Source organism: Phreatobacter stygius, from assembly GCF_005144885.1.
Taxonomy (GTDB): Bacteria; Pseudomonadota; Alphaproteobacteria; order Rhizobiales; family Phreatobacteraceae; genus Phreatobacter; species Phreatobacter stygius.
The window spans coordinates 2,994,732-3,011,627 of the sequence record NZ_CP039690.1 but is presented as its reverse complement, the minus strand read 5'-3'; the positions used below and the strand labels follow the sequence as shown (position 1 = coordinate 3,011,627).

The window sequence follows — 16,896 nt, the reverse complement described above, 5'->3', positions numbered from 1 at the left end:
AACGAGCCCACCGGCAGGGCCGAGCCGTGATAGGCTTCGAGGCTTGATCAGGCGGCCCCCACGGCCCAAATTCGCCGCTTGGAGGTCCAGCCTTGTCCGCCGAAACCCCGCGTTCCCAAGCCACCCTGTCCGCGCTCGCCCAGCTCGACGAGCGTTCGCGCGAGATTTTCCGGCAGATCGTCGAAAGCTATCTGGCCACCGGCGAGCCGGTCGGTTCGCGCAACCTGTCACGGATCATCCCGATGACGCTGTCGCCGGCGTCGATCCGCAATGTCATGCACGATCTGGAGGAAGCCGGCCTGATCTTCGCGCCGCATACCTCGGCCGGGCGGCTGCCGACCGAAACCGGCCTGCGCTTCTTCGTCGACGCCTTGATGCAATTCGGCGATCTCGCCGAATCCGAGCGCAATGCCATCGAGGCCCAGGTCGCCGCCTCCGGTCCCGACCGCTCGATGGAGACGGTGCTGGCGGACGCCTCGCAGCTCCTGTCCGGCATGTCGCGCGGCGCCGGCGTGGTGCTGACCTCGAAATCCAACGCCCGGCTGAAACATGTCGAATTCGTCCGCATCGAACTGGAGAAGGCCCTGGTCGTGCTGGTCTCCGAGGATGGCCAGGTCGAGAACCGCATCGTGCCGATCCCGCCCGGCCTGCCGCCCTCGGCGCTGGTGGAAGCCTCCAATTTCCTCAATGCGCGCATTCGCGGACGGACGCTGACCGAGGCGCGGGTCGAGCTGCAGCGGGGCCTGGCCACCGCCAAGGCCGAACTCGACGGCCTCACCCAGAAGCTGGTCGAGGCCGGCTTCGCCTCCTGGTCGGGCGGCGACCCGGCCGACCGCCAGCTGATCGTGCGCGGCCAGGCCAACCTGCTCGGCGACCTCAAGGCGCTGGAGGATCTGGAGCGCATCCGGCTCCTGTTCGACGACCTGGAATCGAAACGCGACCTGGTCGACCTGCTCGACCGCGCCGAGACGGCGGAGGGCGTGCGCATCTTCATCGGCTCGGAGAACAAGCTGTTCTCGCTGTCCGGTTCGTCGATGATCGTCGCACCCTATCGCGACGGCCAGAGCCGCATCGTCGGCGTGCTCGGCGTGATCGGGCCGACCCGGCTCAACTATGCCCGGATCGTGCCGATGGTCGACTACACCGCCAAGGTGCTGTCGCGGCTGATCGGCTGATCGTTCACAGGGCCCGCTCGCGCAGTCACCGCCGCATTTCCGCCTGCAGGCAATTCGACCATAAGTCACTCGGGCCACACGTTACTCGGACGACACGTTACTCGGACCAAAAGTCACATGGCGGCGCGCCGCCTCATCGACGATCCTCGAAGACCACACGGGAGGCAGGCATGCACGGGAAGTTCAACTGGAACGAATTGATGACCGACGATGTCGAGAAGGCCAAGGCCTTCTACGCCGCGACCGCCGGCTGGACCTACCAGAAGTTTCCCATGCCGGATGCCGAATACTGGATCGCGCACGCTTCCGACGGGTCGCCCGCCGCCGGCATCATGTCGATGCCCGCGGATGATCCGGAGGCGACGCCGGGCTGGCTGTCTTATGTCGAAATCGACAATGTCGACCAGCGCACCCAGGCCGTCACCGCAGCCGGCGGCCAGTTGCTGCAGGAACCCTTCGACATTCCCGGTGTCGGCCGCATCGCCATCATCGCCGACCCGTCGGGCTGCGTCATCGGCTGGCTGACGCCGATCGCCACCCCGACCAACTGACGGTCCGGTTCAGGCGGCCGGGGTGACGCGGCGAAGCGTCAGGTTGATCCGGCCGCCGTCCCTGAGCAGCGTGCTGGTGCCCGGCAGCAGCCGGTCGACGCCGTGAAAGGCGAGCCGGGCGGCGCCGCCGAACACCAGGGCATCGCCCGAGGCGAGCTTGACCGAGACGGTCTTGCCGCCGCGCGCGCTGCCACCGATCCGGAACAGGCCGGTGTCACCGAGCGACAGCGAGACCACCGGCGCGTCGAAATTCTGCTCGTCGCGATCCTGGTGCAGGCTCATCCGGGCGCCGGGCGCGTACCAGTTGACCAGGCAGGCTTCGGGGGCGTGCGGGTAACCGGAAAGCTCCCGCCAGGCCGCCATGACCATCTCCGGGATCGGCGGCCAGGGCTTGCCGGTCACCGGATGCAGCTGCTGGTACCGATAGCCGGCAACGTCCGAGACCCAGCCGAGCGGTCCGGCATTGGTCATCCGGACCGAGAAGGGCTTGGCGGTGCGCGGCATGACCGGCTGGAACAGGGGCGCCTCGCCGATCAGCCCGCGCAAGGTCGCAGCGAGCCCGGCCTGCGCCGGGCCATCCAGATAGCCCGGGTACCAGACGCAGCCCGGAACGACCGGGACGGCGGTCATCGCGACGGCGGACGCCGCGCGGTCGAGGCCTCGGCCGGCGCCGGCGTTGCCACGCGCGCCTCGAGAGCTGCCGCCCGCGCCTCGGTATATTTCAGCGCGCAATAGCCGAGACCCGCATCCGAAGTACCGTAATTGCGGCAGACCCGCTCGCGATTGGCGCCAAAACCGGCCTGTTCCTGCAGGAAGGCCCGCCCCTCGGGGGTCGTGCGCAGCCGCGCCTGCAAGGTGCGGCGCGCCTCGTTGAGCCGCCGGTCGGCGGCGCCGCGTGCCCGCTCGATCTCGGCGTCGGAGGGCATTTCCCGGTCGACCGGTCCCCAGATGCCGGTCGGGTCGACGATACATTCTTCGGTGAACCGGCAGACGCCGTCGGGCGCGGTCACGATGGCCGCATCGGACAGCAGGTCGATGACCATGGTGCAGCCGGGGAAGGCAGCCTCGAAGCGCGACAGGCCTGCCGGCCGGCCGAGCGGCTTCAGGGTGACGGTCTGGCCGGCATTCAGGTCCGGCGTGCAGATGCTGCGGATATCATTGCCGCGTCGGCCGGCGCCGGTCGCGGCAATGGTGAAGCTCTGCTGGGTCGGCGGGCCGACGCGGGTAATCACCATGGAGCCCTGCCGGCCGAGATAGCGCAGGTTGCGGCCCGGCAAGGTCTCCTCGCCGCGCCGTGGCGGCGGCCCGGCCGGCCCGCGCTGGCCCGACTGGCCGACACCGCCGCCCCGGGCGGCCGGCGGCCGTCCCGACGGCACGGTGGCGCCCTGTGGCGTCGGAGCCACGGCGCCGGGCAATTGCATTTGCGCGCGGGCCTCCAGGCCGCCAAAGGCGACCAGGGCGGAAATCGCCAGGAGGAAACCGAAACGCTTCATCGAGAGATCCGATAATCGTTGAACTCCTGTCACATAGCGCGCCGGCAGCGCCGGGTCACGTCGCGTGAAGCGGCCAGGAACGTGTCGGTCCGGCATTGTTGCCGTTCAGCCGCAGTCGTGTCCCGCGGGCCGGTTCCGGCGGAGAACCGGCGGGTTTGAGGGAGCGAATTCCCGGCTGCGATGCGACAGCAGTTCTTGCATGCTGAAAAGCCTGTCCCTATATCGCGAACAACCAACGAGAGCTTCGAGGGTTTCGCCGCTTTCGTTCACTTCAAAACCCCAGGATGAAAAGGGGTCGGCGCAAACAAGTTCCGACGGGCGCCCCGCCCGTGCTGTCTTGTCGCGTTCAAGGGTGCTTCGGGCCCTGCCGACCCGCTTAGAGTGAGGAGAAGATTATGGGCAAGGTCATCGGCATCGACCTCGGCACGACCAATTCATGCGTCGCGGTGATGGAAGGCACGACGCCGAAGGTGATCATCAATTCGGAAGGCGCCAATACGACGCCGTCCATCGTGGCCTTCACCGATGAGGAACGCCTCGTCGGCCAGCCGGCCAAGCGCCAGGCGGTGACCAATCCCGAGCGGACGATTTTCGCGGTGAAGCGCCTGATCGGCCGCCGCTATGATGACCCGACCGTTGCCAAGGACCAGAAGCTGGTCCCCTACAAGATCGCGCGGGCCGGCAATGGCGACGCCTGGGTCGAGGCCGAGGGCAAGAGCTACTCGCCCTCGCAGATCTCGGCCTTCATCCTGCAGAAGATGAAGGAAACCGCCGAATCCTATCTCGGTCAGACCGTCGACCAGGCGGTGATCACGGTTCCCGCCTATTTCAACGACGCCCAGCGCCAGGCGACCAAGGATGCCGGCAAGATCGCCGGCCTCGAGGTGCTGCGCATCATCAACGAGCCGACCGCGGCGGCGCTCGCTTATGGCCTCGACAAGAAGACCTCCGGCACGATCGCGGTCTACGACCTCGGTGGCGGCACGTTCGACGTGTCGATCCTGGAGATCGGCGACGGCGTGTTCGAGGTCAAATCGACCAATGGCGACACGTTCCTGGGCGGTGAAGACTTCGACATGCGTCTGGTCGACTATCTGGCGGCCGAGTTCCAGAAGGAGCAGGGCATCGACCTGCGCAAGGACAAGCTGGCGCTGCAGCGGCTGAAGGAAGCCGCCGAGAAGGCCAAGATCGAGCTGTCGTCCTCGACCCAGACCGAAATCAACCTGCCGTTCATCACGGCCGACGCCTCGGGTCCGAAACACCTGCAGTTGAAGCTCACCCGCGCCAAGTTCGAGGCGCTGGTCGACGATCTCGTGCAGCGCACCGTCGAACCCTGCCGCAAGGCGCTGAAGGATGCCGGCCTGTCGGCCGGTCAGATCGACGAAGTGGTCCTGGTCGGCGGCATGACCCGCATGCCGAAGATCCAGGAAGTGGTGAAGCAGTTCTTCGGCAAGGAGCCGCACAAGGGCGTCAACCCGGATGAGGTCGTCGCCATGGGCGCGGCGATCCAGGCCGGCGTGCTGCAGGGCGACGTCAAGGACGTGCTGCTGCTCGACGTGACGCCGCTGTCGCTCGGCATCGAGACGCTGGGTGGCGTGTTCACCCGCCTGATCGACCGCAACACCACGATCCCGACCAAGAAGAGCCAGGTCTTCTCCACCGCCGACGACAATCAGAACGCGGTGACGATCCGGGTCTTCCAGGGCGAGCGCGAGATGGCCGCCGACAACAAGATCCTCGGCCAGTTCGATCTGATGGGCATTCCGCCGGCGCCGCGCGGCATTCCGCAGATCGAGGTGACCTTCGACATCGATGCCAACGGCATCGTCAATGTCCAGGCCAAGGACAAGGGCACCGGCAAGGAACAGCAGATCCGCATCCAGGCCTCCGGCGGCCTGTCCGACAACGACATCGAAAAGATGGTCAAGGACGCCGAGGCCCACGCCGCCGAGGACAAGCAGCGCAAGGAGCTGGCGGAAGCCAGGAACCAGGCCGACGGCCTCGTTCACTCCACCGAGAAGGCGCTGGCCGAACATGGCGCCAAGGTCGGCGAAGCCGACCGCAAGGCCATCGAGGACGCGCTTGCGGCCGTCAAGGAAGCAGCCAAGGGCGAAGATGCCGAGGCGCTGAAGGAAAAGGCCAATGCGCTGGCGCAGGCCTCGATGAAGCTCGGCGAGGCCATGTATGCCGCGCAGAGCGGCGAGGCCGAGGCCGGCGCCGCGCCGAAGAAGGACGATGTGGTCGATGCCGACTTCACGGAAGTGAAGGACGACAAGAACAACAAGAAGTCGGCCTGATACGACTTCAACGGATCGCCCGGGGGCTTGAAAAACCCCGGGCGTTTGATCGAGGGGCCTTCGATGGCGACAGTCGTCACATGCATGACGCTCATCGCAGGGCTGGTTCTGTTCGTGACGGCGGGGCTTCACGGCTATTGGGCGCTGGGCGGCCAGGCCGGCCTGCAGGCGGCGATCCCGAGCCTCGAAGGGCGGCCGAGCTTCGTGCCGGGCCAATCACTGACAGCGCTGGTCGCCGTGCTGATCGCGGGCCTCGGCGTGCTGTTCCTTTTGGCTGGCGGGGTGATCCGGTTGGGCCTTCTGCCGCCGATCCTGCCAACCATCGCAATTGGCCTCGCCGGCCTTGCATTCATCAGTCGGGCCATTGGCGACTTCAACCTGGTCGGTTTCTTCAAGAAGCCGAACGGTTCGGTCTTTGCCCGCCTTGACACGGCTTATTATTCGCCGCTTTGCCTGTTCCTGGGCATGACCGCCATCATCTTGGCGGCCCGCGGCCATTGGTGATCAGAGCAAGATGTCCAAGCGCGACTATTACGACATTCTGGGATGCGGCCGCGATGCCGATGATGCCGCGCTGAAATCGGCCTTCCGCAAGAAGGCGATGCAGTATCATCCCGACCGCAACCCGAACAATTCCGAAGCCGAGCACCAGTTCAAGGAACTGAACGAAGCCTATCAGGTCTTGTCCGACGGCCAGAAGCGCGCGGCCTATGACCGGTTCGGCCACCAGGCTTTCGAGAATGGCGGCGGCGGGCCCCAGGGCTTCGGCGGCGACTTCTCGTCGTCCATGTCCGACATCTTCGAAGAATTGTTCGGCATGGCCGGCGGCCGCCGCAGGGGTGCCGGCGGCGGGGGTGGCCGCGAGCGCGGCGCCGATCTTCGCTACAACATGGACATCACGCTGGAGGAAGCCTTTCACGGCAAGTCCGCCCAGCTGCGCATTCCGACGACCGCGACCTGCGAGGTCTGTTCGGGCTCGGGCGCCAAGGCCGGCTCCAAGCCGAAGACCTGCGGCACCTGCGGCGGCCACGGCCGGGTGCGCGCCAGCCAGGGTTTCTTCTCGATCGAACGGACCTGCCCGACCTGCCAGGGCCGCGGCCAGGTGATCGAAGACCCTTGCGCCAATTGCGGCGGCGCCGGCCGGGTGACCAAGGAGCGGGTCCTGTCGGTCAACATCCCCGCGGGCGTCGAGGACGGCACGCGCATCCGGCTTGCCAATGAAGGCGAGGCCGGTTTCCGCGGCGGCCCGTCGGGCGATCTCTATATTTTCCTGTCGATCCAGCCGCACTCCTTCTTCCAGCGCGACGGCCAGGATCTCTATTGCCGGGCGCCGGTCTCGCTGGTCACCGCCACGCTCGGCGGCGCCTTCGAGGTGCCGACCGTCGACGGCGGCCGGGCGCAGGTCAAGGTTCCCGAAGGCACCCAATCGGGCAAGCGCTTCCGCCTGTCCGGCAAAGGCATGCCGGTGCTGCGCTCCAAGGTCACCGGCGACCTCTATGTCCAGGTCGACGTCGAGACCCCGCGCAACCTGACCAAGCGCCAGAAGGAACTGCTCGCCGAGTTCGACAAGGAGAGCTCGAAGGACACCCAGCCGGAAACCGCGGGCTTCTTCGCCAAGGCCAAGGCGTTCTGGGACGGGCTGGCCAGCAAGGAAGGCTAAGATCGCCGGTCAGGCGGTTGCCCCGAATTCGTAGAACAGTCTGACACACCCCTCCGGCAGCACGTCGGTCGAGACGAGCTTGATGCTGCGCGAAAAGCCGTTGGCCGGAAACAAGGGAATGCCGGCCCCGACGATCTCGGGCACGACATAGAGCTCGAGCTGGTCGAGGGCGCCGCAGGCGATGAAGGCCTGCTGCAGAAGCCCGCCGCCGACCATCCAGACATCGCCGTCATCGAGCGCGCGCAGGTGGCCGACCAGCGCGTCGATACCGCCGGTCCAGAGCTCGACATCGCCGATCGGCCGGTCGATGGGCCGCGACGTCACCACGAAGACACGCTTGCCGGCATAGGCCCATGGCCCGGGATGATCGGCGACCACGTCATAGGTTGCCCGCCCCATGACGATGGTGCGGATGCCCTCGAGGAACGTCTCGAAGGCGAATGGGCCGAAATCGATCGTGTCGTATTTGCGCAGCCAGTCGAGCGTGCCGTCGGGTGACGCGATATAGCCGTCGACGCTCATGCCGACATAGCCGAGGATGCGGGCCATGGCTTCAGGTCTCCTGTTGAATGGCGTTCTGCGCCATATATAAACGAACGTTCATTTACAATAGAGCAACCATGGCCCGTCCGCGTTCCATCCCCGACCAGATCGTGCTCGACCAGGCCCTCGTGCTGATGCGCCGGGCCGGGCCGGAGGGCGTCAGCTTCGCGGCGCTGACCGCCGAGATCGGACTTTCTCCGGCAACCCTGGTGCAGCGTTTCGGCAGCAAGGCCGGCCTGCTCGAAGCGACCCTTGCCCATGCCTGGAGCGCGCTCGAGGTGCGCACCGCGGCCGAAGGCGCCACGGTGACGCGCAACCCCGCAGGCGCGGTCGCCTGGCTGGTGGCGCTGTCGGGCGGTTATGGCGATGGCGACGACTATGCCGACGGGCTGCTGGTGTTGCGCGAGGACCTGATCGATCCGGCGCTCCGCCAGCGCGGCGTCGCCTGGTTCGAGACCATCGCGACGATCCTCGGCGACTGCCTCGGCGATGCAGCGGGTCCGCGGCCCGATCTCGGACGGCTGATGGTGGCGCAATGGCAAGGCGCCGTGCTACTCGCCGGCTTCGACCGCCGCAGGCCGGTCGCCGAAACCGTCGAAGCGGACCTCAAGGCCTGGTGCCGGGCGATCGGGCGTCAGGCCTGACCCGGGCCGGCCGATGCCGGCCTCAGCCGTAGAGCCCGTCATGGGCGCTGCGCAGCAGGTTCTTCTGCACCTTGCCCATGGCGTTGCGCGGCAGATCGGCACTGAAGATCACGCGCTTCGGCAGCTTGTAGCGGGCAAGCCTCGGCCGGAGCGCGTCCAGGATCGCCGCTTCCGTCAGCGCGGCCGCCGTGCCGGCGACCACGACGGCGGTCACCGCCTCGCCGAAATCGCGATGGGGCAAACCAATGACCGCGCTTTCCACCACGCCCGGAATGCCGTCGATCTCGCCCTCGACCTCCTTCGGGTAGACGTTGTAGCCGCCGGTGATGATGAGATCCTTGCCGCGTCCGACGATATGGAGATAACCGCGTTGGTCGATCCGGCCGAGATCGCCGGAGATGAAGAAACCATCGTCGCGGAATTCAGCCGCGGTCTTCTCGGGCATGCGCCAGTAACCTCGAAACACGTTGCGACCCTTGATCTCGATCATGCCGATCTCGCCCCGCGCCAGTTCCCCGCCGCCCTCCGGAGCGGTGATCCTGACATCGACCCCGGCCAAGGGCAGGCCGACGGTGCCGGGCAGCCGCTCGCCGTCATAAGGGTTCGACGTGATCATGTTGGTTTCGGTCATGCCATAACGCTCGAGGATCGCGTGGCCGGTCCGGCCCTGCCAGTCCCGATGGGTTTCGGCCAGCAGCGGCGCCGAGCCGGAGACGAACAGCCGCATGTGCTTCGTCGCTGCCGGTGTCAGCCGCGCGTCCTTCAGCAGGCGGACATAGAAGGTCGGCACGCCCATCAGGCAGGTGGCGCGCGCCATCACACCGAAGATCTGGTCGACGTCGAATTTCGGCAGCAGGACCATGGATGCACCTGACAGCAGCGCGATGTTCGAGGCGACGAACAGCCCATGGGTGTGGAAGATCGGCAGCGCATGGATCAGCACGTCGCCAGCGCTGAAACGCCAGGCTTGCCTGAGCGCCTCGGCATTCGAGGCAAGATTGTCGTGCGACAGCATGGCGCCCTTCGCGCGCCCGGTCGTGCCCGAGGTGTAAAGCATCGCGGCGAGATCGTGCGGCTCCCGCGTGACCGTCGCAAAATCCGCCGGCGCGCCTTGCGCCGCGCCGGCGAGACTGCCCTGCCCCGCGGCATCGAGCGTGAAAAGCGCGGCGCCCACCCGGGCGGCGATCGGCTGCAGATCGGCCTGGCTCGCCGGATCGCAGACGAAGACCACCGGCTCGGAATCGCTCAGAAAATAGTCGATCTCGGCCGGGGTATAGGCGGTGTTGAGCGGCAGGAACACACCGCCGGCGCGAATGGTTGCCAGATAGACGACGAGGGCCGCCAGGGACTTCTCGACCTGGACCGCCACGCGATCGCCCGGCTTCAGCCCGCGCGCGACGAGCGCATTCGCCATGCGCCCGGACCAGGCGACAAGAGCGGCATAGGAGACGCGCCCACCGCTCGCCGTTTCCACGGCGATCTTGGCGGGATCGGCGACGGTTCCGCACAGGCGGTCGAACAGGTTGGCGGTCATGGGCATCGCACCTGGAAAAGGGGCCGTTAGAGGGGGACAGGGGTCGAGACAAGCTGCCGATCACGGCGCCGGGACGGTGCTTCGAGAGGATTTGTCGGCAGGCGCCAGCTGGCGCACGGCCGGCGCGGCCGCAATGACGCCCTTCTCGGCGAAGGCTTCGTGGTTCACCTCGATTTCGTCGAGCGCATAGAGATAGTTGACCATCAGCCCGTGGGATTGTTTCAGGCCCTTGGCCGACACGTCGCCAAGGAAATTGAGCCGTTCGAGCCGGGCGCCATTGCCCAGATGAAAGCGCGCCACCGGATCGACCGGACGCCCGCCTGCGGTCTTGGCCGCGAGCAAGTAGCGCACGGCAATGGGCAGCAGCACCGCGCGCACCCGCTCGGCCTTGCCGGCATCGGCATGCCAACCGTGCTCGTCGACGAGGCCAAGTTCCGCCTGTGTCGCCGCGTCGAGCCAGGCGACCTCGGCTTTCCGTTGCCCCGCCAGCCAGGAGGCGAAGCCGGGCACCGGCGACAGCGTGACCGACGTCTTCACATTGGGCAGTTCGCGTTTCAGGTCTTCGACGACCTGCTTGATCAGGAAATTGCCGAAGGAAACGCTTCCGAGGCCGCGCTGCGTGTTCGAGATCGAATAGAACACCGCCGTCGTCGCCTCGGCCGCGGCGATTGGCGTCCGGGCCAGATCGAGCAGGGGGCCGACCGCCGGCGGGATGTCCCTGGTCAGCGCGACCTCGACGAAGATCAGGGGCTCGTCGACCAGTTGCGGGTGGAAGAAGCCGTAACAGCGCCGATCTTCCGGGGCGAGCCGGTTGCGCAGATCGTCCCAGTCCCGGATGGCATGGACCGCCTCGTAGCGGATGATCCGTTCCAGGATGTTCGGCGACGTCGTCCAGTCGATGCGCCGAAGCGCGAGGAAGCCGCGATTGAACCAGGACGAGAACAGATGGACGAAATCGTCGTCGACCAGCTTCAGCCGGGGATGGTCGGACAGGTGTCCGAGCAGGTCCTCGCGCATGCGCAGCAGCGCGGTGGTGCCGCCTGGCGCAAGGTTCAGCCGCCTGAACAGCGCCTGACGGCGCGGCTCGGACGCCGCATGCAGTTTTTCCAGGGCGCCGGTTTCGGAGATGTCAAGGACAGCGGCGATCGCGCGCTGAACCGCGGCAGGGTCCGGGCCGAAGCGGTCCGCCAGCGCCAGCAGGAAGGTCAGGCGCTCGGCCGCGCTTGCCGCGGCGAAGGCGGCCAGCAGGGTCTCGGCCAGCGTGACGCCGGACGCCTCGCCGCGGCGCGACAGAAGCAGCTCGCCGAGTGCCGCCAGATCGCGCGCCTGCGCCACCTCCCCCCTGGCGTCCCTGCGGCCGAACAGCGCCAGGCCGCGCCGGGTCAGCGTCTCGATCAGCTCGCTGACGAAGACGGGCGTGACATCCGAGGTCCTCGACTTCAGCGGTTTCATCATCGCCTCCTGGTGAGCGGCAAGCAGCGGCGTTCGATGGCCCGCCGGGCGGGCCGTCAGCGCCTGATGATGGCGGCCTGGCCCAGCGCCTCGTCGTGACCTGGCGACCGCCGCCGGCGCGGCGTCGACGGTTCAATTCGCCGGTGGCGAACCGATCGCGCTGTCGGCAGCGACAAGCTTTGCGAGACCAAGGATATTGGCGTCGGCGAGCCGGCGGCCGATGATCTGCAGGCCGACCGGCAGCCGGCTGGCGGTCAGGCCAGCGGGCACCGAGCCCGCCGGAAATCCGACCAGCGTGACGAGATAGGCGCCGGCAATCCAGTCGACATAGTTCTCGAGCTGCTTGCCGCCGATGCGATCCGGGAAATTCTGCGACACCGGATAGGGCGGCACGGGCGCGGCCGGCGTGACGAGGTAGTCGTATCGTGTCAGCAGCGCCCGGTACTTGCGCCACACCGCCTGACGGACATGCTGGCCATCCGCCCGGTCGAGCGCGTCGATCTGAAGCCCGGCCTTGAGATTGCCGGCGAGGTTCGGCCCGAAGCGATCGATCAGGTCGAGCTGTTGCAGCCGCTGCCCGATCATCCATTCGCCGCGCCAGGTCATATAGGCCTCGCGGCCCTCGGAGACATCGAAGTCGATCTCGTCGACCTCGGCGCCATGGCGCGACAGCCGCCGGGCGGCCTGGCGGCAGATCTGGTCGACCTCGGCATCGACGCCGATACCGGCAATGTCCGGCGCATAGGCGATCTTCAGCCCCCTGGCGTCCTCGGTGCGCGAAACCACATCGAGGGCGCTCGTCCAGGACGGCGCGATCGAAATCGGCCAGTAAGGATCGAAGCCGGTCATGGCGTCGAGCATCAAGGCGGCATCCTCGGCCGAGCGGGCCATCGGACCGTGAACCTGGCCAGGATCCCAATAGAGATTCATCGGGTCGTTCGGGATCAGCCCGGGCGTCGTCCTGAGGCCAACAATGCCGCAGAAGGATGCGGGAATGCGGATCGAGCAGCCAAAGTCGGTGCCCTGCGCCAGCGGCGCCATGCCGGTCGCCACCGCCACCGCCGATCCGCCGGAAGACCCGGCCGGGCTGAGTTCGGGATTCCACGGGTTCAGCGTGGCGCCGAACAGGTCGTTGACGGTATTGGCGCCGGTGGCGAATTCCGGCGTGTTGGTCTTGCCGAGAAAGATCGCGCCGGCCCGGCGCAGGCGGGCAATCACTTCGGCATCCTGTTCCGCGACATTGTCGCGGAACAGGGGTGATCCATAGGTGGTCGGCACCGCGGCGACGTCGGTCACGTCCTTCACCACCAGCGGCAGGCCGTGCAGCAGGCCGAGCGGCTCGCCGGCGCGAACCGCCTGGTCGGCCTGGAGCGCGGCGGCGCGGGCCTGGCCTTCGAGCAGGGTCACGATCGCGTTCAGCTTCGGATTGAGCTTCTCGATGCGCGCCAGGGCGGCATCCAGCACCTCGACCGCGCTGATCTCCCCGGCGCGGATCAGGTCGGCCTGGTGCCGCGCCGCCAGTGCCGCAATGTCGCTGTTGATGCTCATCGGTCTCGACCACAGGGGTTCAAGGAGGGAACGCGCCGGGACGCGTCGATTATTCGCCGACGTCAACGATGGCGATGACCGGTCCGCCACCCTGCGGCCCCTGGTGCATGGCATCGACCGAGACGAACACCGCCGCATCGCCGATCGCCGCCGCCGCCACGCCGCCGACCGCACCCTTGGCGTGGCGATGATGGTGCACATCGGAATCGTCGAGCATGATCTGCCGGCGGCCGCGCAATTTCGCGGTGCGGTCGGCCTCACACTTGATGAAGCAGTTGACCAGCTTGCCGTTGAGATCGGCGGCGCGTGGCCGCTCCGGCAGTTCGAGGCCGGCATTGCGGATGGCATCGTAAATGCCGTCGATATCGAGCGCGTCCTTCATCACGCTATGGCCGATGCGATAGCGGCCGCCGGCACCGTCCTTGTTGCCGAACAGGACGATCTGGCCACAGTCGAGCTCGACGCCCGACGAGCAGGACGCGACCGAGGAATAGAGATCGAGGTTCCGGCAAATGTCTTCGGCCCGGTATCTGGCGACTTCGCCGAGGGCTACCGCAATGCCGAGCCCGGTGGTGCCGTTCGAGACACCCATCGATTCATGCACTTCGCAGAACGCGTCGTGACCGCGGCGATGGGCGTCCTGGATGGTGTCGATGGTCAGGAGCGGCGTCTTGGTCTGGACATAGTGGACATCCGCCGGATTGGTGATGCCGGCATCCTTCATCGCCATGCGCACGCCTTCGGCGATCTTTTCCACCATGGCCGGCCGGCCGATATCTTCGGGCAGGATCTTCGGGCTCATCGCCACGCCCATGACGAGGCGCGACTTGCCGGCCGTGCCGGTCTGGCCGTTGCGCGCGAAGACAGTGGCATGCGGCGTGATGACGCCATCGCAGCCACCCGACCAGACCATCGGAATCTGATGGATCTCGGCCTCGCTCCGCGTGCCGTGCTTCATCAGAACGCCGCGGAAGGCCTGGTCGGCCAGAATGCGGGTGAAGTCGTTGACGCCGCCATTGCCTTCGGTCTTGCCGATCACCGCGACCACCTCATTGGCGGCCATGCCGCCGCCCCGGATGCAATCGGCCAGCCCGGCGGCATCGGCGACGCTTTTGATCTCGATCTTGGCAACTTCGATGGCCATCACGTTTCTCCCGGTAAAGCCTGTGCCGGGTGAAGCGCATGCGCGCATCAGAACCACCCGACCGTTGCCGGGGACGCTATGGAAGAGCCTTGCGCCTCGCCATCAGTCAATTCCGGATGGCGCATTCGAAATCGGCGAAGGAGCCGCAGCGCCAGCGGAAGCCGGCGTCAAGGAGGTTCCGTCGGCCCGCAGCATCGCGACCAGATCACGCGCGAAGGGCGGCAACTCGCCGAGATTCCGGACGCAGATCTGCATCTCGCGCAGCGCCCAGGGGTCCGACAGCGGGATCGCGCGGAGCGGCATGGTCAGCGCGCACTGCCGCGCCACCGATTCCTCGACGATGGTAATGCCGGCATTGCCGACCACCATGGCGCTCGCCTCATAGGGGCCGCGGACCAGCGCGCGCGTGCGGAACGTCTTGCCGACCTGGTTGGCCTGACGGATCAGGAACAGGTTCAAGGTGTTGTGCGGATTGAGCCCGATGAAGTCGAGATCGAGCGCTTCCTCAAACGAGATGTCCGGCCGCGCGCAGATCGGATGGTCGACGGAGGCGAGAACGACCAGGCGTTCGTTCGCATAGGGGAAGATCTGCAATTCGTCGACCGCGAACTTGCCGCCGATAATGCCGATATCGGCCCGATATTCGCGCACGGCGCGAATGATGTCGTCGCTGATATGTTCCTCGATCTCGACCGAGACCTGCGCATGTTTGGTCAGGAAGCTGCTCAGCGCCTTGGGCAGATAGACGGTCGCGCCGATCGAAATCGAGAAGATGCGAACCACACCCTGGAGCCCGCGCGAGAACTCGGACAGTTCGTCGCGCATCCGGTTGGCCCGAAGCAGGATGCGCCGGGCATGAAACAGCATGGCCTGCCCGGCCGGCGTCAGGCTGAGGCCGGTGCTCGCACGGTGGAACAGGCGCACGCCGAAACTGTCTTCGAGCTGCTTGATCCGCGCGCTCGATGCGGAGGGCACGATATGCAGCTTGTTGGACGCCTGCGTGAGATTGCCGGCTTCGGCGATCGCCACGAAAAGCTGCAGGTCGAAGAGGTCGAAACGCATGGGGCCGCGCAATCAATGAAACGCCAGCTACAGCGGCCTCTGTAGCTGGCATTGCACATGTCGAATTCGGAGGACCGCAACCGCAGACCTACACCCCGGGGCCGACGCGAACAATATCGCGGTCGGCACCCCGGATCAGTGCGGCGTATCGGCCTTCATCATCGACGCGACAGCTTCGGCCCGGGCATCCTCGGCCCGGCGCAGACCATTCAGGATCAGATTGAGAGCAACCGCGGTGATCGCCGAGATCAGGATCCCGCTGTGCAGGAGCGGCGCCAGTTCTTTCGGCATGTGCTTGAAGAAGCCGGGCGAGACCAGCGGGATCATGCCGACGGCGACCGAGATCGCCACAATATACAGATTGTATTTGTTATTTGTGTAGTCGACCGCGGACAGGACCTTGATGCCGGTGGCGACGATCAGTCCGAACATCAAGATGCCGGCGGCGCCAAGCACGAACAGCGGCACGGCGGCAATGACATGGCCCATTTTCGGCACCAGGCCGAGGACAATGAGAATGACGCCGGCGGTTGCCGTCACCCAGCGGCTGCGCACGCCGGTCAGCGCGACCAATCCCATGTTCTGCGAGAAGGTCGTGTAGGGGAACGTGTTGAAGACCGCGCCGATGCTGGCGCCCAGGCCATCGGCCCGCAGGCCGCGGGTGATCTCGCGCTCGCCGATCGGCTTGCCGGTGAGCTGGCCGAGCCCCAGGAAGACACCGGTCGATTCGATGAACACCACCAGCATCGCAGTGGTCATGGTGGCGATGGCCCAGAAGTCGAATTTCGGCCAGCCGAACTGGAATGGCGTGATCACGGCGACCCACTTGGCCTCGCCCAGGCCAGCAAAATTGACCTCGCCGAGCGGGATCGCGGCGAGAAAGCCGACGATGATGCCGAGCAGGACCGCCAGATTGACCATGAAGCCGCGTCCGAACTTGACGATGGCGAGCATCAGCAGGAGCAGCATGGCGGTCATGCCGAGATAGAGCGGCTTGCCGAAATTCGGATTGTCCAGGCCGCCGCCGGCCCAATTGATGCCAACCCGCATCAGCGAAATGCCGATCATCAGGATGACGATCCCGGTCACGACGGAGGGGAACAGCGGCAGCAACCGGCCGACGAGCGGCGCGATCAGGAAGCCGATCAGGCCGGCGGCGAGTGCCGAGCCGAAGATGCCGAGCAGGCCCAGTTCCGGATTGGCGCCGATGGCAAGCATCGGTCCGACGGCAATAAAGGTCACACCCATGATGACGGGAAGGCGGATGCCGATGCCCCAGATACCGACACTTTGCAGAATAGTGACGATACCGCAGGTAAACAGATCCGCGCTGATCAGCAGGGCGATGTCCTCTCTCGGCAATTTGAGCGCGGAGCCGATGATGAGCGGAATTGTTATTGCGCTGGCATACATGACCAGGACGTGCTGGAGCCCCAACGCGAACATTTTCGGAAGCGGCAGCACTTCGTCAACTGGATGAACACGATCCGACGTTCCCATTCCCATTCCCTCCCAGACGTCAAGTGCGTCGGTTTTCTGATTGCTGATCGCATCGATCGCACGATCTTGGCCGATAGCCTAGGGGCGCTGCCGGCAACACGAAATCGGTATTCGGCGCAGGCGGCGTGCGCCAATTCCGAACGATCGCAATGATGGAAACGGCCAAACCGATCGATGTCGGACGCCATAGCGCCGTTTTGTCGCTGCGGCACGGCACCGCATCGCCGTCGATCAGGTCGCGCGAGACCTGTGGCCCTCGCGCCGATACGCGGCAGGCTCGGAGGGCAGCCCAA

15 protein-coding genes are annotated in these 16,896 nt (G+C 66.4%); 6 read left to right on the top strand and 9 right to left on the bottom strand.

The window, feature by feature from the left end:
• The first annotated feature begins 92 nt into the window (after window positions 1–92).
• Window positions 93–1,175, top strand: a complete 1,083-nt coding sequence (hrcA, locus tag E8M01_RS13940) for a heat-inducible transcriptional repressor HrcA (RefSeq protein WP_136960663.1) — start codon at window positions 93–95, stop codon at window positions 1,173–1,175.
• Window positions 1,176–1,345: 170 nt separating this feature from the next.
• Window positions 1,346–1,726, top strand: coding sequence for a VOC family protein (locus E8M01_RS13935; protein ID WP_136960662.1), 381 nt, complete (start codon window positions 1,346–1,348; stop codon window positions 1,724–1,726).
• 9 nt (window positions 1,727–1,735) lie between these two features.
• On the opposite strand, the gene E8M01_RS13930 is transcribed toward E8M01_RS13935, so the two are convergent.
• Together E8M01_RS13930 and E8M01_RS13925 are read right to left on the bottom strand one after the other, a co-directional pair.
• Window positions 1,736–2,356 carry an alpha-ketoglutarate-dependent dioxygenase AlkB family protein gene (locus tag E8M01_RS13930; protein ID WP_136960661.1) on the bottom strand — a complete coding sequence of 207 codons (621 nt, stop codon included), beginning with the start codon at window positions 2,354–2,356 and terminating at the stop codon, window positions 1,736–1,738.
• Window positions 2,353–3,219, bottom strand: coding sequence for a hypothetical protein (locus E8M01_RS13925; protein WP_136960660.1), 867 nt, complete (start codon window positions 3,217–3,219; stop codon window positions 2,353–2,355). The genes E8M01_RS13930 and E8M01_RS13925 overlap by 4 nt, the downstream gene beginning before the upstream one ends.
• A 395-nt stretch (window positions 3,220–3,614) precedes the next feature.
• Here E8M01_RS13925 and dnaK point away from each other — a divergent pair, with 395 nt between their 5' ends.
• The 3 genes from dnaK to dnaJ all read left to right on the top strand — a co-directional run bounded on the left by dnaK (window position 3,615) and on the right by dnaJ (window position 7,176).
• Window positions 3,615–5,516, top strand: coding sequence for a molecular chaperone DnaK (gene dnaK, locus E8M01_RS13920; RefSeq protein WP_136960659.1), 1,902 nt, complete (start codon window positions 3,615–3,617; stop codon window positions 5,514–5,516).
• 63 nt (window positions 5,517–5,579) lie between these two features.
• Complete coding sequence (locus tag E8M01_RS13915; RefSeq protein WP_136960658.1) at window positions 5,580–6,020, top strand: DUF3995 domain-containing protein; 441 nt, start codon at window positions 5,580–5,582, stop codon at window positions 6,018–6,020.
• A gap of 10 nt (window positions 6,021–6,030) precedes the next feature.
• Window positions 6,031–7,176, top strand: coding sequence for a molecular chaperone DnaJ (dnaJ, locus tag E8M01_RS13910; RefSeq protein WP_136960657.1), 1,146 nt, complete (start codon window positions 6,031–6,033; stop codon window positions 7,174–7,176).
• A 9-nt stretch (window positions 7,177–7,185) separates the two neighbouring features.
• On the opposite strand, the gene E8M01_RS13905 is transcribed toward dnaJ, so the two are convergent.
• Window positions 7,186–7,725, bottom strand: a complete 540-nt coding sequence (locus E8M01_RS13905; RefSeq protein ID WP_136960656.1) for a dihydrofolate reductase family protein — start codon at window positions 7,723–7,725, stop codon at window positions 7,186–7,188.
• Between the two features lie 71 nt (window positions 7,726–7,796).
• Here E8M01_RS13905 and E8M01_RS13900 point away from each other — a divergent pair, with 71 nt between their 5' ends.
• Window positions 7,797–8,363, top strand: a complete 567-nt coding sequence (locus tag E8M01_RS13900; protein WP_170181898.1) for a TetR/AcrR family transcriptional regulator — start codon at window positions 7,797–7,799, stop codon at window positions 8,361–8,363.
• 22 nt (window positions 8,364–8,385) lie between these two features.
• Here the strand turns inward: E8M01_RS13900 and E8M01_RS13895 are convergent, their stop codons facing one another.
• The 6 genes from E8M01_RS13895 to E8M01_RS13870 all read right to left on the bottom strand — a co-directional run bounded on the left by E8M01_RS13895 (window position 8,386) and on the right by E8M01_RS13870 (window position 16,603).
• Window positions 8,386–9,897, bottom strand: a complete 1,512-nt coding sequence (locus E8M01_RS13895; protein WP_136960654.1) for a malonate--CoA ligase — start codon at window positions 9,895–9,897, stop codon at window positions 8,386–8,388.
• 60 nt (window positions 9,898–9,957) lie between these two features.
• Window positions 9,958–11,349: a malonyl-CoA decarboxylase gene (locus tag E8M01_RS13890; RefSeq protein WP_215908886.1), complete on the bottom strand. Its 1,392-nt coding sequence runs from the start codon at window positions 11,347–11,349 to the stop codon at window positions 9,958–9,960.
• Between the two features lie 132 nt (window positions 11,350–11,481).
• On the bottom strand, window positions 11,482–12,897 hold the full coding sequence (locus tag E8M01_RS13885) for an amidase (protein ID WP_170181897.1): 1,416 nt from the start codon (window positions 12,895–12,897) through the stop codon (window positions 11,482–11,484).
• 49 nt (window positions 12,898–12,946) lie between these two features.
• Window positions 12,947–14,041, bottom strand: coding sequence for a cyanuric acid amidohydrolase (gene atzD / locus E8M01_RS13880; protein WP_136960651.1), 1,095 nt, complete (start codon window positions 14,039–14,041; stop codon window positions 12,947–12,949).
• 102 nt (window positions 14,042–14,143) lie between these two features.
• Window positions 14,144–15,103 (bottom strand): LysR substrate-binding domain-containing protein, encoded by a 960-nt coding sequence (locus E8M01_RS13875; RefSeq protein ID WP_136960650.1) that lies wholly within the window; start codon window positions 15,101–15,103, stop codon window positions 14,144–14,146.
• A 135-nt stretch (window positions 15,104–15,238) separates the two neighbouring features.
• Window positions 15,239–16,603 carry a nucleobase:cation symporter-2 family protein gene (locus E8M01_RS13870; protein WP_170181896.1) on the bottom strand — a complete coding sequence of 455 codons (1,365 nt, stop codon included), beginning with the start codon at window positions 16,601–16,603 and terminating at the stop codon, window positions 15,239–15,241.
• Window positions 16,604–16,896 lie beyond the last annotated feature (293 nt).

Excerpts from the sequence above, each read along its gene's own strand:
- E8M01_RS13935 (WP_136960662.1), top strand. The coding sequence starts at position 1,346 with ATGCACGGGAAGTTCAACTGGAACGAATTGATGACCGACGATGTCGAG.
- E8M01_RS13930 (WP_136960661.1), bottom strand. The coding sequence starts at position 2,356 with ATGACCGCCGTCCCGGTCGTTCCGGGCTGCGTCTGGTACCCGGGCTAT.
- E8M01_RS13925 (WP_136960660.1), bottom strand. The coding sequence starts at position 3,219 with ATGAAGCGTTTCGGTTTCCTCCTGGCGATTTCCGCCCTGGTCGCCTTT.
- dnaK (WP_136960659.1), top strand. The coding sequence starts at position 3,615 with ATGGGCAAGGTCATCGGCATCGACCTCGGCACGACCAATTCATGCGTC.
- E8M01_RS13915 (WP_136960658.1), top strand. The coding sequence starts at position 5,580 with ATGGCGACAGTCGTCACATGCATGACGCTCATCGCAGGGCTGGTTCTG.
- dnaJ (WP_136960657.1), top strand. The coding sequence starts at position 6,031 with ATGTCCAAGCGCGACTATTACGACATTCTGGGATGCGGCCGCGATGCC.
- E8M01_RS13905 (WP_136960656.1), bottom strand. The coding sequence starts at position 7,725 with ATGGCCCGCATCCTCGGCTATGTCGGCATGAGCGTCGACGGCTATATC.
- E8M01_RS13900 (WP_170181898.1), top strand. The coding sequence starts at position 7,797 with ATGGCCCGTCCGCGTTCCATCCCCGACCAGATCGTGCTCGACCAGGCC.
- E8M01_RS13895 (WP_136960654.1), bottom strand. The coding sequence starts at position 9,897 with ATGACCGCCAACCTGTTCGACCGCCTGTGCGGAACCGTCGCCGATCCC.
- E8M01_RS13890 (WP_215908886.1), bottom strand. The coding sequence starts at position 11,349 with ATGAAACCGCTGAAGTCGAGGACCTCGGATGTCACGCCCGTCTTCGTC.
- E8M01_RS13885 (WP_170181897.1), bottom strand. The coding sequence starts at position 12,897 with ATGAGCATCAACAGCGACATTGCGGCACTGGCGGCGCGGCACCAGGCC.
- atzD (WP_136960651.1), bottom strand. The coding sequence starts at position 14,041 with ATGGCCATCGAAGTTGCCAAGATCGAGATCAAAAGCGTCGCCGATGCC.
- E8M01_RS13875 (WP_136960650.1), bottom strand. The coding sequence starts at position 15,103 with ATGCGTTTCGACCTCTTCGACCTGCAGCTTTTCGTGGCGATCGCCGAA.
- E8M01_RS13870 (WP_170181896.1), bottom strand. The coding sequence starts at position 16,603 with ATGGGAACGTCGGATCGTGTTCATCCAGTTGACGAAGTGCTGCCGCTT.